This window comes from Capilliphycus salinus ALCB114379 (assembly GCF_047276495.1).
GTDB classification, from domain to species: Bacteria; Cyanobacteriota; Cyanobacteriia; order Cyanobacteriales; family Microcoleaceae; genus Capilliphycus; species Capilliphycus salinus.
Window position 1 is genome coordinate 6515350 of record NZ_CP178543.1, and the last position, 20491, is coordinate 6535840.

The 20491-nt window shown below is 44.9% G+C and carries 18 protein-coding genes; 16 read left to right on the forward strand and 2 right to left on the reverse strand.

All coding sequences use genetic code 11. From position 1 onward, the window contains the following. Positions 1-25 precede the first annotated feature (25 nt). From ACL6C3_RS26230 to ACL6C3_RS26280, 11 genes are all read left to right on the forward strand, one after another. Positions 26-493, forward strand: a complete 468-nt coding sequence (locus tag ACL6C3_RS26230) for a VOC family protein (protein WP_413162563.1) — start codon at positions 26-28, stop codon at positions 491-493. 185 nt (positions 494-678) lie between these two features. Beyond that, positions 679-1662, forward strand: a complete 984-nt coding sequence (locus ACL6C3_RS26235) for an alpha-ketoacid dehydrogenase subunit beta (RefSeq protein WP_413162564.1) — start codon at positions 679-681, stop codon at positions 1660-1662. A gap of 1079 nt (positions 1663-2741) precedes the next feature. Then, entirely contained in the window at positions 2742-4130 is a 1389-nt protein-coding gene (secD, locus tag ACL6C3_RS26240) for a protein translocase subunit SecD (protein ID WP_413162566.1), read from the forward strand. A 66-nt stretch (positions 4131-4196) separates the two neighbouring features. After that, the gene (secF, locus tag ACL6C3_RS26245) at positions 4197-5189 is read left to right on the forward strand and encodes a protein translocase subunit SecF (protein WP_413162567.1); all 993 of its coding nucleotides are present in this window, start codon (positions 4197-4199) and stop codon (positions 5187-5189) included. A gap of 40 nt (positions 5190-5229) precedes the next feature. Beyond that, entirely contained in the window at positions 5230-5631 is a 402-nt protein-coding gene (locus ACL6C3_RS26250; RefSeq protein ID WP_413162569.1) for a hypothetical protein, read from the forward strand. A 160-nt stretch (positions 5632-5791) separates the two neighbouring features. Then, complete coding sequence (locus ACL6C3_RS26255) at positions 5792-6736, forward strand: lipid kinase (protein ID WP_413162570.1); 945 nt, start codon at positions 5792-5794, stop codon at positions 6734-6736. 221 nt (positions 6737-6957) lie between these two features. After that, positions 6958-7182 (forward strand): hypothetical protein, encoded by a 225-nt coding sequence (locus ACL6C3_RS26260; RefSeq protein ID WP_413162571.1) that lies wholly within the window; start codon positions 6958-6960, stop codon positions 7180-7182. A 354-nt stretch (positions 7183-7536) separates the two neighbouring features. After that, complete coding sequence (locus tag ACL6C3_RS26265; protein WP_413162572.1) at positions 7537-8613, forward strand: amino acid ABC transporter substrate-binding protein; 1077 nt, start codon at positions 7537-7539, stop codon at positions 8611-8613. A 236-nt stretch (positions 8614-8849) separates the two neighbouring features. Further along, positions 8850-10016, forward strand: a complete 1167-nt coding sequence (locus ACL6C3_RS26270; protein ID WP_413162573.1) for an amino acid ABC transporter permease — start codon at positions 8850-8852, stop codon at positions 10014-10016. Positions 10017-10093: 77 nt separating this feature from the next. Further along, positions 10094-11308, forward strand: coding sequence for an amino acid ABC transporter permease (locus ACL6C3_RS26275; RefSeq protein ID WP_413162575.1), 1215 nt, complete (start codon positions 10094-10096; stop codon positions 11306-11308). Between the two features lie 422 nt (positions 11309-11730). Further along, entirely contained in the window at positions 11731-12519 is a 789-nt protein-coding gene (locus ACL6C3_RS26280; protein WP_413162577.1) for an exosortase-dependent surface protein XDP2, read from the forward strand. A gap of 282 nt (positions 12520-12801) precedes the next feature. On the opposite strand, the gene ruvA is transcribed toward ACL6C3_RS26280, so the two are convergent. Further along, positions 12802-13437, reverse strand: a complete 636-nt coding sequence (gene ruvA, locus ACL6C3_RS26285; protein ID WP_413162579.1) for a Holliday junction branch migration protein RuvA — start codon at positions 13435-13437, stop codon at positions 12802-12804. Between the two features lie 69 nt (positions 13438-13506). Here ruvA and ACL6C3_RS26290 point away from each other — a divergent pair, with 69 nt between their 5' ends. The 3 genes from ACL6C3_RS26290 to ACL6C3_RS26300 are packed head-to-tail and all read left to right on the forward strand — an operon-like array spanning position 13507 to position 15729. Further along, the gene (locus ACL6C3_RS26290; protein ID WP_413162580.1) at positions 13507-14760 is read left to right on the forward strand and encodes an MFS transporter; all 1254 of its coding nucleotides are present in this window, start codon (positions 13507-13509) and stop codon (positions 14758-14760) included. A gap of 15 nt (positions 14761-14775) precedes the next feature. After that, the gene (locus tag ACL6C3_RS26295; protein WP_413162582.1) at positions 14776-14967 is read left to right on the forward strand and encodes a hypothetical protein; all 192 of its coding nucleotides are present in this window, start codon (positions 14776-14778) and stop codon (positions 14965-14967) included. A gap of 21 nt (positions 14968-14988) precedes the next feature. Further along, positions 14989-15729, forward strand: a complete 741-nt coding sequence (locus ACL6C3_RS26300) for an HAD family hydrolase (protein ID WP_413162583.1) — start codon at positions 14989-14991, stop codon at positions 15727-15729. Between the two features lie 104 nt (positions 15730-15833). On the opposite strand, the gene ACL6C3_RS26305 is transcribed toward ACL6C3_RS26300, so the two are convergent. Then, positions 15834-17120 (reverse strand): NAD(P)/FAD-dependent oxidoreductase, encoded by a 1287-nt coding sequence (locus ACL6C3_RS26305; RefSeq protein ID WP_413162585.1) that lies wholly within the window; start codon positions 17118-17120, stop codon positions 15834-15836. 211 nt (positions 17121-17331) lie between these two features. Between ACL6C3_RS26305 and ACL6C3_RS26310 the strand changes: the two genes are divergently transcribed. Continuing rightward, entirely contained in the window at positions 17332-18012 is a 681-nt protein-coding gene (locus tag ACL6C3_RS26310; protein WP_413162586.1) for a polysaccharide deacetylase family protein, read from the forward strand. A gap of 3 nt (positions 18013-18015) precedes the next feature. Then, positions 18016-20424 (forward strand): Calx-beta domain-containing protein, encoded by a 2409-nt coding sequence (locus ACL6C3_RS26315; protein ID WP_413162588.1) that lies wholly within the window; start codon positions 18016-18018, stop codon positions 20422-20424. Positions 20425-20491 lie beyond the last annotated feature (67 nt).

Below are 20491 nucleotides of genomic sequence, written 5' to 3' on the forward strand. Positions count from 1 at the left end.
CACCCGATCTCTATTGAGTTGGCTTATGTCTTCTACTCAAGTCTCATCTGCGCTTACCCTAAAGCCTGGAAGTCTGCGTCGCGTTCATCATATCGCCTTCTATGTCGCGAACTTGCAGGCTTCTCGGCACTTCTACGGTACGATTCTCGGCTTGCACGAACTCACGGGGGATGAAGTTCCCAGCACGTTAAAATCGATGGTCGAAGCGGGTCAGGTGGCGAATTTTGTCACCCCCGATGGCACTGTCATTGACCTATTCGCCCAAAGTGACCTCAAGCCGCCCCATCCTGACCCCAAACAAGCCTTTACCCGGGCTAATCATCTCGCTTTTGATATAGACCCGCAGTTATTTGACCATGCGGTTGAGGTGTTGCATCAACATCAAGTGACCATCGACAGTGGCCCCGTGAGTCGCCCGACCGGACGGGGAATCTATTTTTATGACCCCGATGGCTTTATCATCGAAATTCGCTGCGACCCGCTCCATGATTAAACAATGGGTGGCGGGCGATCGCAGTTTACAGATTTTTGAAGCAGTTGACACCCATCATGCTATGCTATCCTAGCAAGATTATTTAATAAATAAACCAGCCCGGGTGCGATTGTTCTCTCAGTTCGTCTTAACAGCAAAAGGCGTTTCTCAATTGATATCCGGTTAACTTATACAGATCAACTCAGATGGCACCAACCCTTTTTTTCAACGCACTTCGTCAGGCTATTGATGAGGAGATGGCTCGCGACCCCTCCGTATTTGTCTTAGGAGAAGACGTCGGTCACTATGGCGGTTCTTATAAAGTCACCAAAGACCTTTACAAAAAATATGGAGACCTGCGGGTTCTCGATACACCCATCGCCGAAAATAGCTTTACCGGAATGGCGGTCGGGGCGGCAATGACAGGGCTGCGACCGATCATTGAAGGCATGAACATGGGGTTTTTGCTATTGGCGTTTAACCAAATTGCCAACAATGCCGGGATGCTGCGTTATACCTCTGGGGGTAACTTTACCATGCCCTTGGTGATTCGCGGACCGGGCGGGGTCGGACGTCAACTCGGTGCCGAACATTCCCAACGCTTAGAAGCCTATTTTCAGGGGGTTCCGGGTTTAAAAATCGTCGCCTGTTCGACCCCTTACAACGCCAAAGGGTTACTTAAGTCAGCCATTCGCGATAATAACCCCGTTTTATTCTTTGAACACGTTCTCCTCTACAACCTCAAAGACGATTTACCCGAAGAAGAATATCTCGTCCCTCTCAACAAAGCGGAAATGGTTCACACCGGCAAAGATGTGACCATTTTGACCTATTCTCGGATGCGCCATCACGTTATGCAGGCGGTTCCGAAGCTGGTTAAAGAGGGTTACGACCCCGAGGTGATTGATTTAATTTCTCTCAAACCCATCGATTTTGATACCATTGGCGAATCGGTTAGCAAGACGCACCGGGTGATTGTCGTCGAAGAATGTATGAAAACCGGCGGAATTGGCGCGGAATTGGTCGCTTCTATCAACGAACGTTTCTTTGACGAACTCGATGCTCCCGTGTTGCGGTTGTCTTCTCAAGATATTCCTACGCCTTACAATGGTGCGTTAGAACGGTTAACCATCGTACAACCGGAACAAATTATTGAAGCCGTTGAAAAGATGGTCGGAAAACAAATTTAACGTCGCTTTGGTAACAGCAAAAAGTAACCGTCACCCAAGCGACCCGAGAAGGAGAAAAACCCGGTTTCTTGGAGAAACCGGGTTTTTGGGTTGGGAGTGAGACTCAAAGTTGTAGGGTGGGTGAGACTCAAAAATTGATAGCTTTTGCACTCAAGTGATCGGCACTCACCCACCCTACTATATTCCTCAAGGGTGGGTGAGACTCAAAAATTGATAGCTTTTGCACTCAAGTGATCGGCACTCACCCAAGCGACCCGAGAAGTTGTAGGGTGGGTGAGACTCAAAAATTGATAGTTATTGCAATCAAGTGATCGGCACTCACCCAAGCGACCCGAGAAGTTGTAGGGTGGGTGAGACTCAAAAATTGATAGTTATTGCAATCAAGTGATCGGCACTCACCCACCCTACTATATTCCTCAAGGGTGGGTGAGACTCAAAAATTGATAGCTTTTGCACTCAAGTGATCGGCACTCACCCACCCTACTATATTCCTCAAGGGTGGGTGAGACTCAAAAATTGATAGCTTTTGCACTCAAGTGATCGGCACTCACCCACCCTACTATATTCCTCAAGGGTGGGTGAGACTCAAAAATTGATAGTTATTGCAATCAAGTGATCGGCACTCACCCACCCTACTATATTCCTCAAGGGTGGGTGAGACTCAAAAATTGATAGTTATTGCAATCAAGTGATCGGCACTCACCCAAGCGACCCGAGAAGTTGTAGGGTGGGTGAGACTCAAAAATTGATAGTTATTGCAATCAAGTGATCGGCACTCACCCAAGCGACCCGAGAAGTTGTAGGGTGGGTGAGACTCAAAAATTGATAGTTATTGCAATCAAGTGATCGGCACTCACCCACCCTACTATATTCCTGGGCAGTCAGATCGAAGCATCGCTCGGTAAGATAGAAAAAAGAATTCAAACCGTTAAACAGAATCTTTGGTGTACGATCGACCCCAAATTAGTCGATAATAGAAGATTATTAGCGATAAACTTCAATAGATTGGTGTTGAAATCAACGTTTTAGCAGTTGCAACGCCACACCTTGACCACTGACCTGTGATATTTTAAGCGAGTATGCGAAAACAGCGTTCACTCCTCATCGTTATTTTAATTCTAGTTATCACCTCGATTATCGTACTGATTAACGTCCCCCTGCGCTTGGGATTAGATTTGCGAGGCGGATCGCAATTAACCATTGAGCTACAAACCTCACCAGAAGTCCCCACAATTGACGAACGAGTGATCAATGCCGTTCAAAGCGTGATCGAAAACCGGGTGAACGCCTTGGGAGTCTCAGAGTCAGTGGTACAAACCATCGGACAAGATCAAATTTTGGTTCAACTTCCAGGCGTCAGCGACCCCGAACAAGCCGAACGGGTTTTAGGGGGAACCGCACAGCTAGATTTTCGAGAACAACTTCCCGGAACCGACGAGCAACTGTTCGCCGAAAGCCAAGTTAAACAACAGCTAGAACTTCAACTCCAAGAAGCCAAACAACAAGGCGACCAAGCCGAAATCGACAAAATACTCAACTCTCTAGAAAACAACGAACAAGCGATCGCCGGACTGTATCAAGACCCGATCCTGCGGGGTCAAGATCTAAGGGATGCCTTCGCCGAACCCGCCGGAAATGATAACTGGAATATCGCACTACGCTTTTCCAACGAAGGCGGAGAAAAGTTCGCCCAACTCACCAAAAATTTAGCCGGAACCGGACGCACCATCGGGATTTTCCTCGATAATGAATTGCTCAGTTCTCCCACAGTCCCGGTAGACTTTGCCGAAACCGGAATTACAGGCGGAAGTGCCGTGATTACCGGGCGATTTACCGCACAAGAAGCCAACGATTTGGCGGTACAATTGCGAGGCGGCGCTTTACCCGTGCCGGTGGAAATCGTCGAAAACCGCACCGTTGGGGCGACCTTGGGACGGGATAGCATTCAACGCAGTATCTATGCGGGACTGGGCGGATTAATCTTGGTGTTGATTTTCATGGTGGTTTATTATCGCTTACCCGGATTAATTGCCGATATCGCTTTGATTGTATACGCTTTACTGACTTTAGCCATCTTTGACGCCCTCGGCGTCACCCTGACTTTACCCGGAATTGCCGGATTTATTCTCAGTATCGGGATGGCGGTGGATGCCAACGTGTTAATCTTTGAACGCACCCGCGAAGAATTGCGAGCCGGTAAAACCCTTTATCGTTCGGTGGAGTCGGGATTTTATCGCGCCTTCAGCAGTATTTTAGATGGCAACCTGACCACAGGTATTGCTTGTATTGCTCTGTTTTGGTTGGGAACCGGTTTGGTCAAAGGATTTGCGCTGACCTTGGGGATCGGGGTGGCGGTGAGTATGTTTACCGCTGTTACCTGTAGTCGCACCCTAATGTTTACCGCCATTACTTTACCCGAATTCCGCAAGCCGGAACTGTTTTGTCCGAACTTGAAAAAAGCGGTTTAATAATGATTTCTGGGAACTTTCAGAATTGATGATTGCTCATTGAGAATTTGCTACAATCCCCAAACTATGAAATTCAGTGTAATTAAACGGCGATCGCTGTGGTGGACAATTTCAGGAGTGGTGATCCTCTCCGGCTTAATTGCGATGGCGATTTCATGGACTCGCCCCGATATCGGTGCGCCCCTGCGTCCGGGGTTGGACTTTGTGGGGGGAACCAGGCTACAACTCGAACTCGATTGTTCGGTCCCGAACAATTGTGATGGGCCGATTCAACTCGACGAAGTTCGCCAAGTCCTGAATAATCAAGGATTGGGAAATAGTTCGATTCAACTCCTCGATAAAGATCCCCTCCAACAAGATAGACAAATTGTTTCGATCCGCACCAAGAGTTTAAACGTTGAGGAACGGACGCAGTTACAAGAAAGCCTCAGCCAAGCCATTGGTCAGTTTGACCCGCAAAGCATTCAAATTGACACCGTTGGGCCGACTTTGGGCCGTCAGATTTTTATCTCGGGACTGCAAGCGTTATTAGTTTCTTTTGCGGGAATTACGATTTATCTGACGTTTCGGTTTCAGTTTGATTATGCGGTTTTTGCCTTTATCGCCCTGTTTCACGATGTTTTCGTGACGATGGGGGTATTTTCAATTTTGGGTTTGGTTTTGGGTGTCGAAGTTGATAGTCTGTTTCTGGTGGCGCTGTTAACGATTATCGGATTTTCGGTTAACGATACGGTTGTAATTTACGATCGCATTCGAGAAACGATTGTTAAAAATCCCACCGAGACAATTAACGAAATCGTCGATGATGCGGTCAATCAAACCCTAGCCCGTTCAATTAATACCACCCTGACCACAATGTTACCCCTGGTGGGTATTTTTCTGTTCGGGGGGGAAACGCTGAAATATTTGGCTTTGGCTTTGTTGGTGGGCTTTACCGCCGGGTCTTACTCCAGCATTTTTGTTGCGAGTACGATGCTGGCTTGGTGGCGCAATCGTCAACCCACAAATTCGGTTGGGGCTTCCGTAGACCAGTCCCAAGCCGTTGAAGATCAACAATAGCCCAGTCATGCTCTGTAATTTCTGTAGGGGTTAAACATTGATGATCAACCCTGAACCTCAATCGGATGATGCAATCTTTCAAGCTCAAGTGCAGAAGCTGCACGAATTGATCGTTTGGAGTCGATGGTTAACCATTGGCTTACTGTGGATAACGGTTGCTCCCTTGAGTTTGTGGGGATTGCGCTTTGAAATTCGCCTCTGGCTGGATCATTTTACCTGGGCTGCGGTCCGTTATGGATTGGCCGCAAATCGATTATCCGCAGTGGGTTTAGGCTTATGTATTGGAATGCTGGTCGGTGTCTTGGTTTGGCAAAGTCGCAATATTTTGTTTGGGATGTCAACCGAGTACAAACAGCGTTTGGAGGAGCGGGTTTGGCAAATTCGCAAACAGGGTACAACTCATCCTCTGTGGAAATGGGTGGTCAAAGAGTTGAAAAAGTAGAGGCGTCTAGTCTAAAATGCCAAAGCATTGAGCAACTAAAATTCAACTTTGTTCAATCCCTACAAACTTCTAACACTGGCTTGATTTGATTTCTAGTGTTTAATTGCTTGTTTCTGTTTTACCAACGGTCAGTTAACCTCATTATTAATCAAGAAGTTCCATGTCCATTAGACATCGGCAGCCCTACTCCCAAACCGCACTCTTGTTGCTGAATCCCCACGCCCGTCAGGTGAATCCGGACTCTTTATCGAGAGTGGTTGATCAACTGCGAACTTTGGGCTTAGAGATTATTCAAGATTTTCCCCAATCCCCTCAGGATTTTACCGCCCTGATCGAACGTTACCAGGATCGGGTCGATTTGGTGATTGTTGGGGGGGGAGATGGGACGCTCAATGCGGCGATTGATGGATTGGTGAAAACGGGTTTACCTTTGGGGATTTTGCCCTTGGGAACAGCGAATGATTTGGCCCGAACTCTTAATCTTCCTCTGTCGCTCCCGGAGGCTTGTCAGGTGATTGCTCAAGGACATAAACAGTATATCGATTTGGGTTGGGTCAATGGCAAGCATTTCTTTAATGTGGCGAGTTTGGGCTTGAGTGTCAATATTACCCGCAAACTTACCCGAGAAGCCAAGCGCCGTTGGGGAATTTTTGCTTATTTGATTACGGCGACCAAAGCGATTTTAAAGGCGAGTCCTTTTGTGGCCGAAATTCGCTTTGGCAATGAGTGCAAACGGGTGAAAACGTTTCAGATTGCTGTTGGTAATGGTCGCTATTATGGCGGAGGTATGAAAATTCTTCACGATGCGACGATTGATGACCAACGTCTGGATCTTTACAGTTTGGAGATTAAGCGCTGGTGGCAATTTTTTACGGTGATTTTGGCGATTCGCACCGGACGACACCGCCCGGAATTGGGAACTCGGACGCTTTCGGGTTCGGAGTTTGAAGTGTCTACCAGCAAACCTCAGACGATTAATACCGACGGGGAGTTAACGGTTTCGACTCCGGCCCATTTTCGCGTCATTCCCAAGGCGATCGCCGTATTTGCACCCCAACGTCCAGACTCCAATCTTTACACGGGTGCGGAGTTTGTGATGAAGTAGAAAAAATCAACTTTTACAACGCAAGATTAAGAAGTTTGTAGTTCATGTGACGTCTTGTGTGGAGGGGTATCTGATATACCTATATTCAGTTATTGTAAAAATATAAAGAAAACCTAAAATTAATTGGCTCTACCCGTAGTCACTTAAGGACATCGTGGTAGAAGCAACTAAGCTCTAAGGGCGCAAATATCAAAATCGACTGTTCTTGACTAGGAGGTTTTATGAGTCCCACAATGATCCGTCAACTTTGGTCTTTAGTCGAAACGACTCAAGCATCCTTGATTGTTTCCCTCGATGATGCTGATTTAGTCCAATGGTTGCTGAAGCGACTGCAAACCGAATCAACGATTAAATATTGCGATCGAGATGTCGTCAATGATTATCTCAATTCCAGATTAACCTTAATTCGCGATTTGGCCGAATCCCGTTTAGCCGGAGGCCACTAAAACAGTCACCCTTCGGGTTCAGCAGTCGCTCATGGGGGAAACCCCCAAGACCGCGCTGCAACACCTGTCACCAGTTTTTCAGTGACCAGTCACCAGTTTTTTCAGTTGTCAGTTTTCAGTAACTTCTGACTTTTGACGACTGACATCACGACTTCTGACGACTGACTTCTCCGGACTTCCGACTCCCAACTCCCGACTCCTAACTCCCGACTATTGCCTAAGGATAGTAGCAACAGATTTCGATTAATCCGACCAAATTAAGGTAATCTTAAGGAGGTTTGAAGAAACTGAAGTAAACTGGCTCCAGTTCTTCGAGATCCTGTACTGCCCTTTTGAATAAATTGCAATAAAACTATGCGTAAATGGAGTTCTCGACTGCTGGCAACTCTGGTATTGGTTATTCCTCTTGCTGCTTGTGTACAAAGTCCAAGTGATTCAGCAAGTGGAGATAGCCAAGGAGGAGCAACGACAGGAACCACCACGAGCCGCCTAGATACGGTCAAAAGTCGCGGTAAACTCATTTGTGGGGTTGATGGGGGAATTCCTGGATTTAGCTTTGTCGATCAAAACGGTCAATATTCGGGTTTGGATGTTGATATCTGTAAAGCGGTAGCTGCTGCTATATTTAACGATCCCAACGCCGTAGAATACCGAAATCTAGACTCCACCGAACGCTTTGAAGCCCTAAAATCCGGTGAAGTCGATATGCTCTCGCGCAACACCACCTGGACCGTCACTCGCGATACATCGGTCGGGATGGAATTTGCGCCGACCACCTTCTACGACGGTCAGGGGATGATGGTTCGTCAAGATAGCGGTATTACCAGTTTAGAAGATTTTCAAGGGAGAGCGGTTTGTGTGGAAGCCGGAACCACCACCGAACTTAATTTAACCGACAATATGCGCGAAAGAGGGGTCGAGTTTGAAACCAAAACGTTCCAACAAGCTGACCCGGCTTATGCGGCTTACGCCGAAGGCGCTTGCGATGGCATGACCTCCGATAAATCTCAGTTGATCGCTCGCCGCAGTACATTACCCAATCCAGACGATCATATTCTATTGGATGTCACCATGTCAAAAGAACCCCTCGGACCCGTGACAATTAATAATGATTCGACTTGGTTTGATGTGGTCAAATGGACGACTTTCGCTTTAATTGAAGCGGAAGAATTGGGAATTAATCAGGCAAATGTTGACCAGCTTAAAACGAGTGAAGACCCGACAATTCGGCGTTTTTTAGGCGTAGAAGGAGATTTGGGTCAGGGACTCGGCTTAGAGAATGAATTTGCCGCCAATGTAATTAAACAAGTCGGGAATTACGGCGAAATTTACGAGCGCAATTTGGGACAAGCTTCTCAATTTAAACTCGAACGGGGTCAAAATGCCCTCTGGACAGAGGGAGGTTTACTCTATTCCCCGCCTTTCCGTTAATGGGTTTTATCGGTATAATTGATGTTTGATTCGGTATATTTCTCGAATGTCAGTTAAAACTATCAATTCACCGGCGATATTCTCGATTCACAGAACAGCTTGTTTGGGCATAGCTGAGTGACAAATCAAATTATTGTAATTGTGAAATCCTCGTCGCCGTGCCTTTTTATCTATAACTTTAGGCGCGGCTTTTTAATAAAAAACTTGCTCAAAATCGCCCGATTAAACTCAGATCAATGACAACAAATTCAACCTCTAAAATACCGCTTTTGCGAGACGATCGCTTTTGGAAAATTGCCTTCCAAGTGATTATTTTAATCGCGGTTATTTCCCTATTTACACTTCTCGGAACCAATCTAACCCGCAACCTCCAACAAACCGGAGGAACCCTATTTGATTTCGATTTTCTCGACAGTACAGCCGGATTTGGCATCGGTGAAAGTATCATTCCTTATCAACCCACCGACGACTATAGCCGGGTTTTATTGGCGGGTTTATTAAACTCCCTGCGGGTGATGATTTTGGGAATTATCCTCACAACAATTCTCGGTGTACTGGCGGGAGTTGTTTATTTTTCCGATAACTGGTTGCTGCGTCAGATTACCGTTTCTTATGTGGAAGTGGTGCGAAATACACCGCTATTGCTGCAATTGGTTTTTTGGTACGGCTTGTTTTTACAACTTCCAACTATTGAAAATACCGCCAAATTTTTGAATGCAATTTACTTAAATAAACGGGGGGTTTTTCTTCCCTGGCCAAGCGGAAATTTGGTCTGGTTTTGGTTGGGGGTTTTATTGGTGATGGCGATCGCTTCTACTTTCATTTGGCGATCGCGAACAAAAATAATGGTTGAACAAGGAAAATCAGGTCAACCCCAATTAATTGTACTTTGGATTCTCGCAATTTTAGCGGGTTTAATTATTATATTTGCCCTCGGTTGGGAACGTCCCATTCCTTTAGAAAATGGCCGCATGATTGAAGGGGGACTGCGAATGACCATAGAATTTACAACTCTATTGGTGGGTTTGGTGGTCTATACTGGGGCTTATATTGCCGAAATAGTTCGATCGGGAATTCAATCGGTTCCGAAAGGACAGTGGGAAGCGGCGCGATCGCTGGGACTCAAACCCGGTTTGGTGATGCGGTTGGTGGTGTTTCCCCAAGCGTTGCGGGTGATTATTCCGCCTTTAAACAGTCAATATCTCAATTTAGCAAAAAACTCCAGTTTGGCGATCGCGGTGGCTTATCCCGATATTTATAACGTTGCCAATACCACCTTTAACCAAAGCGGACGGGTGGTGGAAGTGATGCTGATTATTATGGCAACTTACCTGAGTATTAACTTAGTAATTTCTGTGACAATGAACGGATTAAATAAAGCCGTTCAACTGCGAGAAAGATAACATTTTTTAATCAAAGTAAACTGAAAATTTGGGTAAATTTTTCTCGAATAAAACTATAGAAATAATCATTTTAACCGATGACAGTCACAACACCGCCTTCAAATTCTGCCGTTCCCGTTCAGTCTTCAAATCCTCGCGAGTGGTTAATCAAAAATCTGTTTAATACCTGGTACAACACCCTTTTAACCTTAGGAATTACAGGTTTATTATTGTGGATGTTTGCCGGTTTTATCACTTGGGCAAGAACCGAAGCCAAATGGGATGTTATTCCGGCGAACCTGTCGTTATTTTTAGTGGGAAGATTTCCCAACGATCAATATTGGCGTTTGTGGATTTTACTGACTCTAATTTGTTTGCTTTCCGGCGTAACTTGGGGATTTTTAGCCCGGAATGTTCCGGTTTTATTTTCTCAAAATACCGTCATCATGATCAGTGTTATTGGTATGATGATGACTGTAGTTCCGGTGGGTATTCCCTACCGAATTCTACTAATTGGGATGGTTTTGCTTGTTGTTGCTGCGGCTTGGGGAGGAAAAAAGCTAGGTAAAACTAAGCCGGATTTAACAAAATGGTTGCCTTTTAGCTGGTTTATTTTGTTAATTTTTGGGGTTTGGTTGATTGGCGGAGGATTGGGTTTAGAGTCGGTTTCGAGTAATTTATGGGGCGGATTGATGCTGACGTTGTTGATGTCAGTTATCAGTATTTTGCTGTGTTTTCCCCTCGGGGTTGTATTGGCTTTGGGGCGTCAAAGTAGTCTGCCGATTATTCGGTTTCTCTCGATTGGTTATATTGAGATTATTCGAGGTTTACCGCTGATTACTATTTTGTTTATGGGTCAAGTTTTAGTTCCTTTATTTTTACCGGAAGGAATGCGTCCTGACCGAATTTTACGGGCAATTGTGGGTTTAACGATGTTTAGTTCCGCTTATTTGGCTGAAAACGTGCGGGGGGGACTGCAAGCAATACCCCGAGGTCAAATTGAAGCGGCGAAGGCGTTGGGTTTAAATACACCGCTAACGTTGGGATTAATTGTTTTACCGCAAGCGTTGAAAATTTCGATTCCTTCAATTGTCGGTCAATTTATTAGTTTATTTCAGGATACAACGTTATTGGCAATTGTGGGATTGGTAGAATTATTAGGAATTAGCCGTTCAATTTTAGCCAATCCGAAATTTTTGGGACGGTATTCGGAAGTTTACATTTTTATTGGGATTTTGTACTGGGTGTTTTGTTATCTAATGTCCCGGGCTAGTCGCAAACTTGAACAGCAACTCAACACCGACAGACATTAAATCCGCCTCCCCCGTTTCTCTTTAAGGGTTTTATCGATAACACCTGAAAAGGATTTGACCGTGTTGGCCTATTGTTTGCGTGCGTATGTCTCCGAGACGTTCACTTTTGTCCGTATTTTCACGTCAATTAAAAATCAAGATTTTTTAGTTTATCCGTGTTTTCACGGAGTCAAACAAATTAACCTGTAAAAAATAATTCCAACTTGCCCTTATTTTCTCAGTGAAACTACGGATAAAAGCAATAGTTTAGCTCTAAGTATTAACTCATAAATATTTTGTAAACTGCCATTTAAAGCCTCGACAAATTAAATTTTTCAGCTTAGGATGATAATCAAGAGAAACTTAAAAAAGCAAGACGCCTGAGCAACTTAAGAGCTTCAGGATTCATCCAGGAAACGCTATCTCACCAATAAGGAATCACAATGAAATCTCAACTGTTTGCTAGTTTTGCGACCGCTCTAGCTCTGACGGGCGTGTTTGTATCCTCTGCTGAAGCTGCGGGGTTTAAATTTACGACAAACTACACCGCAGAGCTAACCGGAGCCAATCAGTCGAAAGGAAATATCTGGCTAAATTCCGTCGAGTTTGACGGACAAACCTTCAGTGATTTTTCGATAGCAAAAGACGTTAAAATCGTCAGCAACGACCTGTGGACTCACGGCAATACTGGAGGCGCCAGTGCAGACAAAGGAGACAAAGCAACTGTCGGTTTAAGACAAGAAAAACTCACCGAAGCAGGAGCCGTTACAGCGCTGGGGAACCTCAACCTTAACAGTATTATCGATACTGAAGATAAGGGTAGCTTTGTGATGGATGTCATGTTGGACAAAGCGGCTGATAATCTTTTCATTTGGGAACGGGGTTTCAACAGTAGAATGGATGTTCAAGCCCTCGATGCTCAGGGGAAATTGATTGGAAACTTAATCAATTTGGACTCAAGCCAGTGGTTTAGTGCGGGATACAGCATTGATACCCTCGAAATTAAAGGTTCTCAAGAAGTGGCTTCTCTCGGTTTAAGTTTGAGAGATTTCGGCTTAAGTGCGAACGACTCTATTTTCGGATATCGTGTAATTAGCAAAGGCGCCGCCTACAACGGTCCCGACTGGAAAATTGTGGGAACTGCTTCTGTTCCCGAACCAACTGCGGTTATCGGTTTAGGTTTGGTTGCGGGTTCGTTGGTTGCGTCTGGCCGCCGCCAAAAAAGCAAATAATCGAAATCAAAAATAATTTCTATCTTGGCGAGAGTGAGTGATAGAACTATTATTTATTATAAAATCAGGGTGGCATATGATGTCCGATTAATTCATCACAATTCTGTAGGGGCGGGTTCCGCAAAAAAGTCTGTCTCACAGCCAGAATTTAGATAAACCCGCCCCATCGACACAACAGAATTTACTAACAAGATATGGTATTAATCGCGACTCAATTCTATTTGAGAAATAAGAACCCGGTTTATTCAATCAACCGGGTTTTTGCTTGGGTGTACTTTATATCTATTTAAACTCCTCAGCCATCCAAGCAATTGCTCTTTTAATCCATTCTTCCGTTGAAGTTTGCGAAGATAACTGTTGTTCTTGACTCAAAACTTCTAAAGCTTGCATCACTTCCGACCCCGTATATCCGAGCGCCAAAAGCGTCATTTCAATTTCTTCTTGAACCTCCATCGTTAAGCCAGACGAGACAACGGTTGTCAGCCCCGCTTCTTCTCGCCATTGAGCAAGTTTTGTTTTTAATTCTAATGCAATGCGTTGGGCGGTTTTGCTTCCCACTCCGGGCGTTTTGGCTAATATTTTAGTATTTTCATTGACAATTGCTTGAACTAATTCGGGCAATTCTAAAGTATTTAACAATGCAATAGCTAACTGAGTACCAATGCCACTTACACTCACTAATTGCCGAAATAAATCCCGTTCTGCTAAACTCGAAAAACCGTATAAAATCATTTGGTCTTCGCGAACTTGCAAATGAGTAAACACCTGTACAAACTCACCAGTAGCGGGTAATTTTGCAATCATTCGGGGTACAATTTGCACTTCATAACCAATATTATTTGTTTCTAGCAAAAGGATGACACGATTGCTACTATTTTTTTGAATCGCCGCAACAGTTCCTTTTAAATAGCCAATCATCCTTTAGCCTCCTTTGACAAAAAATGTTAAAATCAATCACCAGCAATGATATTCTGGGGACTTTAAACAATGGGATGCCTAAATCGAATCATAGCTTGGCTACCCTCACTCAATCCCCAAATTTGGATTCTGGCGTTAGGTCGGTTACTTTCTCACACGGGTACAGGCTTTACATTGTTCTACGCGCCGATATTTTTTGTCAATCAAGTCGGTTTATCGGCGACAGCAGTCGGAATTGGTTTGGGAAGCGCTCAAATTTCTGGCATTTTGGGGCGACTTTTGGGGGGTTCTTTTGCTGATTCTCCGGTTTGGGGTCGGCGTCGGACGCTATTACTTTCGGCTTTAGTTTCGGCTATGGCTTCTTTTATTTTAGCAGGTGCGAACAATTTTTCAACGGTTGTTTTGGGAAATTTATGTTTGGGTTTGGGGATTGGATTATATTGGCCGGCGACCGAAGCGGTTGTCGCGGATTTAACGACAGGAAATAACCGCAATCAAGCCTATGCTTTAACCCGTTTAGCCGATAATATTGGCTTGCAGTTGGGGATTATTTTGGGCGGGGTTGTCATCTCAACGACGGGTGCTTATCGGGCTTTATTTGTGATTGATGCTTGTTCGTTTTTAGTGTTTTTTGGCGTTATTTTTGCAACAATCAAAGAAACCTACAAATCCTCAGAAGACCATTCCCAATCCCAAAATTCAACTCAAAAATGGTTTTTAGCGCTTGGCGATCGCACGCTGCTGATCTTTGTTATAATAAATATCATGTTTACGGTGTATATTTCCCAAGTTCACAGTACCATTCCCCTCTACTTTAATCAATTTGTCAATAACGGGTTTTCTGCGGGAACAATTAGTTATTTATTTGCGGGATATATCGCCCTATCAATCCTCTGTCAGCTTCCGGTTGCGACCTTCCTAAATCGGTTTACCCGTCCCCAGGCGTTAATGATATCTTCTAGCTTTTGGGGAATCGGATTTCTTCTGATTAGTTTAACCGGAATTGTCGCAGAAAATAACCTAATTTTTGCGGGAATTGCACTGGGTGTATTAGCCATCGCAACGGTAAGTTATACCCCGTCAGCATCCTCTCTTGTTGCAGATTTAGCCCCGGATTCGCTGCGGGGAATTTACTTGGCCGTTAACGCCCAATGTTGGGCAATTGGTTATTTAATCGGGCCGCCGTTGGGCGGTTGGGTACTCGATCAAACGCCGGAAATGGTGTATAATTATTGGTTAGGATTGGCGGCAACCATTGGGATTGCTATTGTTATATTACAAATCCTCAATCGCCGGATGAACCATCTAAAAATCAATCGCTAACAGGAGGATAAACCGATGGGAAAACAAGCAAAACTCAGAAAAATCAGACAACAAGCCCAAGAAAACCCGTCAAAAGAATCAACCCAATCTCCCCAAGAAAGCGACCCGAAAAACTTTGTCAAAAATTTTGAACAGCAGGGCTATAAATTATCCGAAAGTCTATCCTCTCCCGAAATTCCCAACAAAGACACCAAACCCCAGATTTAAACCCGTATTTTTTCCAATCCAATGACCTTAAAAGCGTTAATTTTTGATGTAGATGGAACCCTAGCCGAAACGGAACGGGACGGACACCGCATCGCATTTAATCAGGCGTTTACTCAAACCGGACTGATGTGGAATTGGTCGGTGGAATTATACGGAGAACTTTTAGAAGTTTCGGGAGGAAAAGAACGCATTCAGTTTTATTTAGAAAAATACAAACCCGGCTTAGAAACCCCCGATAATTTAGACGAATTTATCGTTAGTTTACACCGTTTAAAAACCCAATATTATCGCGACTTACTCGCCTCCGGCGCTATCCCTTTGCGTCCGGGTATTAAACGTTTAATTGAAGCGGCTAAAACTGCGGGGTTGCGGTTAGCCATTGCGACAACCAGCGCCTTACCCAACGTGATGGCGTTACTCGAAAAAACCCTTAACCCCGACTGGTTTGAAGTTATCGGCGCCGGAGATATTGTCCCCGCAAAAAAACCCGCCCCCGACATCTATTTTTATGTCTTAGAAAAATTAGAATTAACTCCCCAAGACTGTTTGGTATTTGAAGACTCCTATCACGGGTTGCAAGCGGCGACCAAAGCGGGTTTAAAAACCATTGTCACCGTTAACAACTATACCCAAAATCAAGACTTTTCCGATGCGATTTTAGTGGTTAATCATTTGGGCGAAGTCGATAAACCGTTAACCTGTATTTCCGGTAAACTAGAAGGAGTCAATTATCTCGATATTCCCCAACTTCAGACCTTATAAACTTTAAAAAACCCTTATTAAAAAACCCTTATTAAAAAACCCGGTTTCTTCTTAAAAAACCCGGTTTCTTAAAGAAACCGGGTTTTTGGGGGTTTAAGTAAGGTTTAAGGTTTTCCCATCGCCTGACCCGCCAACCACCCCGTTGTCCAGGCGCTTTGAAAATTAAACCCACCCGTCACCCCATCAATATCTAATATCTCACCCGCAAAATAAAGATTGGGACAACAACGGCTTTCCATCGTTTTAAAATTAACTTCCTTTAAACTAACACCCCCGCAGGTGACAAATTCTTCTTTAAATACCCCTTTTCCGTTAATTTTATATTCCCCTTGGGTTAATTCTTGAATGAGTTGATTAATCACTTTATTGGAAACTTCCGCCCACCGTTTTTGTTCGTCAATTCCCACCGCCAGCGTTAACTGTTTCCAAAGTCTGCGGGGAATCATCACCGGACAACTCGCAGAAACAACTCGCTGAGGTAATTGAGATTTAACCGCCAATAATTCCTCCCGCAAAACTTCAGGATTCGACTGGGGTAGCCAATTAATAACTAAGGGGGTTTGATAGCGACAATCTTGTAAAAATCTCGCCCCCCAAGCCGATAATTTCAACACCGCCGGCCCGCTTAAACCCCAATGGGTAATTAACAGCGGCCCCGTTTGTTCGAGTTTCGCTTTGGGTAACTTTATTTTAGCATAATTTACCGAAACTCCCGCCAAATCTGTGAACCTTTCATCGTTAACATTAAAGGTAAAAAGAGAGGGAACCGGAGGGGTAATTTTATGACCCAATTGTTCCGCCCAACGATAACCCGAAGGATTGCTTCCGGTGGCTAATAAGAGTCGGTCAGCCGTTAGGATTTCACCGGATTTTAGAGTTATTTCAAATGGGTTAAAAAACCCGGTTTCTTGTTTATAATTTTTTAAACGGGCTTCAGAAACCGGGTTTTTGGATAAATCGTGATTTTTTTGATGAACTTTAATCTCGGCAACTCTCGCCCCCGTTTTTATTTTAACTCCCGCCTGTTTCGCCGCATCAATTAAACAGTTAACAATGGTTTCTGAATTATCAGTTATCGGGAACATTCGCCCATCTTCTTCTGTTTTTAACGTTACCCCTTTTTGGGTAAACCATTCAACCGTATCTTTGGCTTGAAAGCGACTAAAAGCCCCCCGCAACGCCTTCGCCCCTCGCGGATAATTTTGTACAAATTGGGCGGGTTCAAAACAAGCGTGAGTCACGTTACACCGTCCCCCGCCCGAGATACGAACTTTCGCCAAAGGTTGCTGTCCGGCTTCCAATAAAATAACATTAGTATGGGGGTGAGTATTCGCACAAGCAATCGCCCCAAAAAAACCCGCAGCCCCGCCACCAATGACAACAATTTTCATAGAATTTAATTTCGACAAGAACATCCTGAATTTCTCTATAATTTTAAGTTTACCAAAATATCTCTATTTAAGTCTACCCGCAATAAACCCAATCAAACTTACTTTTTTTCTTCGACAAAGCACTCAATCCTCAAACAAAATGTTATAATCGCTAAAAATTGTTAAACTTGTAAACCGGAAAACAAACCGTTAAACAACAAAATCAAGAAAAATGCAATTTGCACCCTTTTTTCCCGTCTTACATCCTATTTTAAAAACCGCCTTCCCCAACTGTTTATGGACGGGTGATATTAACCAACCCGAAATCGCCCTCACCTTTGACGACGGACCGCATCCGGTATATACTTGCGACCTATTAAAAGTTTTAGACCAATATCAAATTAAAGCCAGCTTTTTTTGGTTGGGATGTTGGGTAAAAAACTATCCTCAAATTGCCAAAGCTATTTACAAACGAGGTCACTGGATATGTTTGCACGGATATTATCATCAAATGTTTCATCAAATGACCGATGAACAACTCAAGCAAGACCTCGAAAAAACCAAACAAGAAATTCTCAAAATTTGCGATATAAACCCCAAAACTTTAATCGATGTTCGTCCGCCCAACGGAGTCTTTACCCCAAAAACCTTAACCCTGTTAAAACAATGGGGATATCGTCCCGTGATGTGGACGGTTGTCCCAGAAGATTGGGCGCGTCCTGGTATTAATTTTGTCACCAACCGCGTCATTCAACAAACAACAAACGGGTCAATAATTGTCTTGCACGACGGCAACGATGGCGGCCAAGATGTCGCCGCTTCAGCCAAAGAAATTATTCCCAAACTATTGGAAAAAGGCTATAAATTTGTTACAATAGAGCAGCTTTGGCAACAACAAAAACTTTCCGTTTAACCGATGGTATTAAGACCCGAAACCGACCCCGAAACCGGAGAATTACGCTTAGTTGGAACCGACTCAGCCGAAAACACCACCTTTTTTCCTGGCGAAGTGGGCGTGTTTACTCAAGGTGTATTTTTTCTAGGTGGAAATGATACGGTTCAAGGTTCATCTGACCCTGAATTAATTCGCGGAAATTTAGATAACGATTTAATTCGGGGCGGAAGTGGAAATGATACCCTTTTGGGCGGTCAAGGTACCGATAACCTCTTGGGAGAAGGCGGAAACGACTTCATTTTTGGCGAAAAAGATAACGATACTTTATTTGGAAATTTAGGCGAAGATACGCTTTTTGGAAACCAAGGAAATGACGAAGCCAATGGCGGAGAAGGAAACGATATCTTCTTTGGCGGCGAGGGAGTTGATACGTTAAACGGTGATAATGGGGATGATTTAATACAAGGCGAAAATGATGGAGATGTTCTCTTGGGAGGACAAGGAAATGATGTCATTTTAGGGGGTTTGGGAGAAGATAGAATTAGCGGAGATGGGGGAGACGATGTTATTCGCGGCGAACAGGATAGCGATTTTTTAGTTGGCGGAGATAACAACGATTTAATATTAGGAGGTCAGGGCGATGACCGGGTTTTAGGAGAAGCCGGAGACGACCGACTTTATGGAGATAAAGGACGAGATACATTAATTGGCGGCGAAGGAAGCGACATCTTTTTTATCGAACCGGGAACAGGCGGAAATACCCCCGAAGACGCCAACTTTATCTTTGACTTTCAACCCGGTATCGATACCATTGCTTTAGTCGGAGATTTCCCTTTTGACAGCCTTAATATTACACAAGACCCCCGAGATTCTAATAACACCCTAATTCAAGCCGCCAACGGGGAATATTTAGCCGTCATTCAACGAATTTCACCCGACAGACTCACCCGTTCAGACTTCTTTATTCCCGGCTTTATTTCCTTGAGTTCCTCACAATTTACCGTTAGTGAAAACGGCACTTCTATCAACCCCATCACCATCACTCGCAACGTCGGAGAAGACGGCGCCGCCAGCGTAATTTTAGTTCCCACACCCGTTGGAATTATCACCCCAGAAGAACTGAATACCGCCCCAATTTCTGTTAACTTTGCTAGCGGCGATACCACCCCAAAAACCATCGAATTAAACATTAATAACGACAATATTGTTGACTATCCGCGACAAATTCAACTCAGCTTAGAAAACCCCACAGGTTCAGCTTCTATCGGCATTCCCGCCCTAGCAACCTTAGAAATATTGGATGACGAACCGAAAATTCAACCCCAACAAACCATCCCCCATCCTATCGGTGAAACCAACGCCAATTTTGGTTTTGCCGTCGAACAAGTAACCACCAATATAATAGTTGGCGCCCCCGGACAAAATAACAGTCAAGGTTCCGCCTATTTATTTGATGCCGTCACCGGACAACCCCTGCAAATTTTTAATCATCCCTTCCCCGAAACCGCCGGAAACGCCCAACTGGGGAGAAGTTTGGCCCCCTTTGGCGGCGATGTCGTCATCGGCGCCCCTCAAGATAGCACCCTTGTCCCCCAAGCCGGCGCCGTTTATCTATTTAGCAGTTCAACCGGAGTCGCCTACCAACGGTTGACCGACCCCACCCCCGAACCCTTTGAAAGCTTTGGCTTTGCGGTCGATAGCATCGGCAACACGATTATTATTGGCGCCCCCACCAGCAACGCCTCGGCCCCCCGTTCCGGTGCCGCCTACCTGTTCGATGGGAATACCGGACAATTGCTACAAACTTTCAATAACCCCGAACCCGAAGCCGACTCCTATTTTGGGGCGTCCGTCGCCGCAGTGGGCGATAAAGTCTTGATAGGCGCCCCCGGAAGTTTAACGGGAGTGGGGGCGACAAAGCCCGGAGTTGCCTATTTATTTGATAGTATTACTGGAGAGTTATTGCAAACTTTTCGCAACCCCAACCCCGGAATTGATGATTTTGGGCGGGGTTTGGCTTGGACGAATATTGGCCGGGATATTTTAATCGGGGCGCCGGGAGACGATAGCCGGGGGACTGATACCGGGGCGGCGTTTTTGTTCGACGGGATAACCGGTACCATGTTGGAAACCTACAGTTATCCGCAACCGCGACCCTTTGACCGTTTCGGAGAAGCTATCGATATCGTCAATACCAGCGTATTTGTTGGCAGTCCTGGCTATGGGTCGTTGGCGTCCGGGGCGGTGTTCCGGCATCAGTTGAGAACCGGAGAACTTCTCGATACTTATATTAACACGATTCCCGACAACGGCGATGAACGGTTGAACTTCGGGGCGTCCGTCGCCGCAGTCGGCAATACTTGGGTCACGGGCGTACCGGGTTATGACGTTGGGGGCGTTGATGTGGGGCGGGTTTATCAGTTTGCGTAGGTTGATTATATTGTATCATCGCAATAGTTTTCCTCATGGAAAATACCGATAAAATTCCCGACGATGC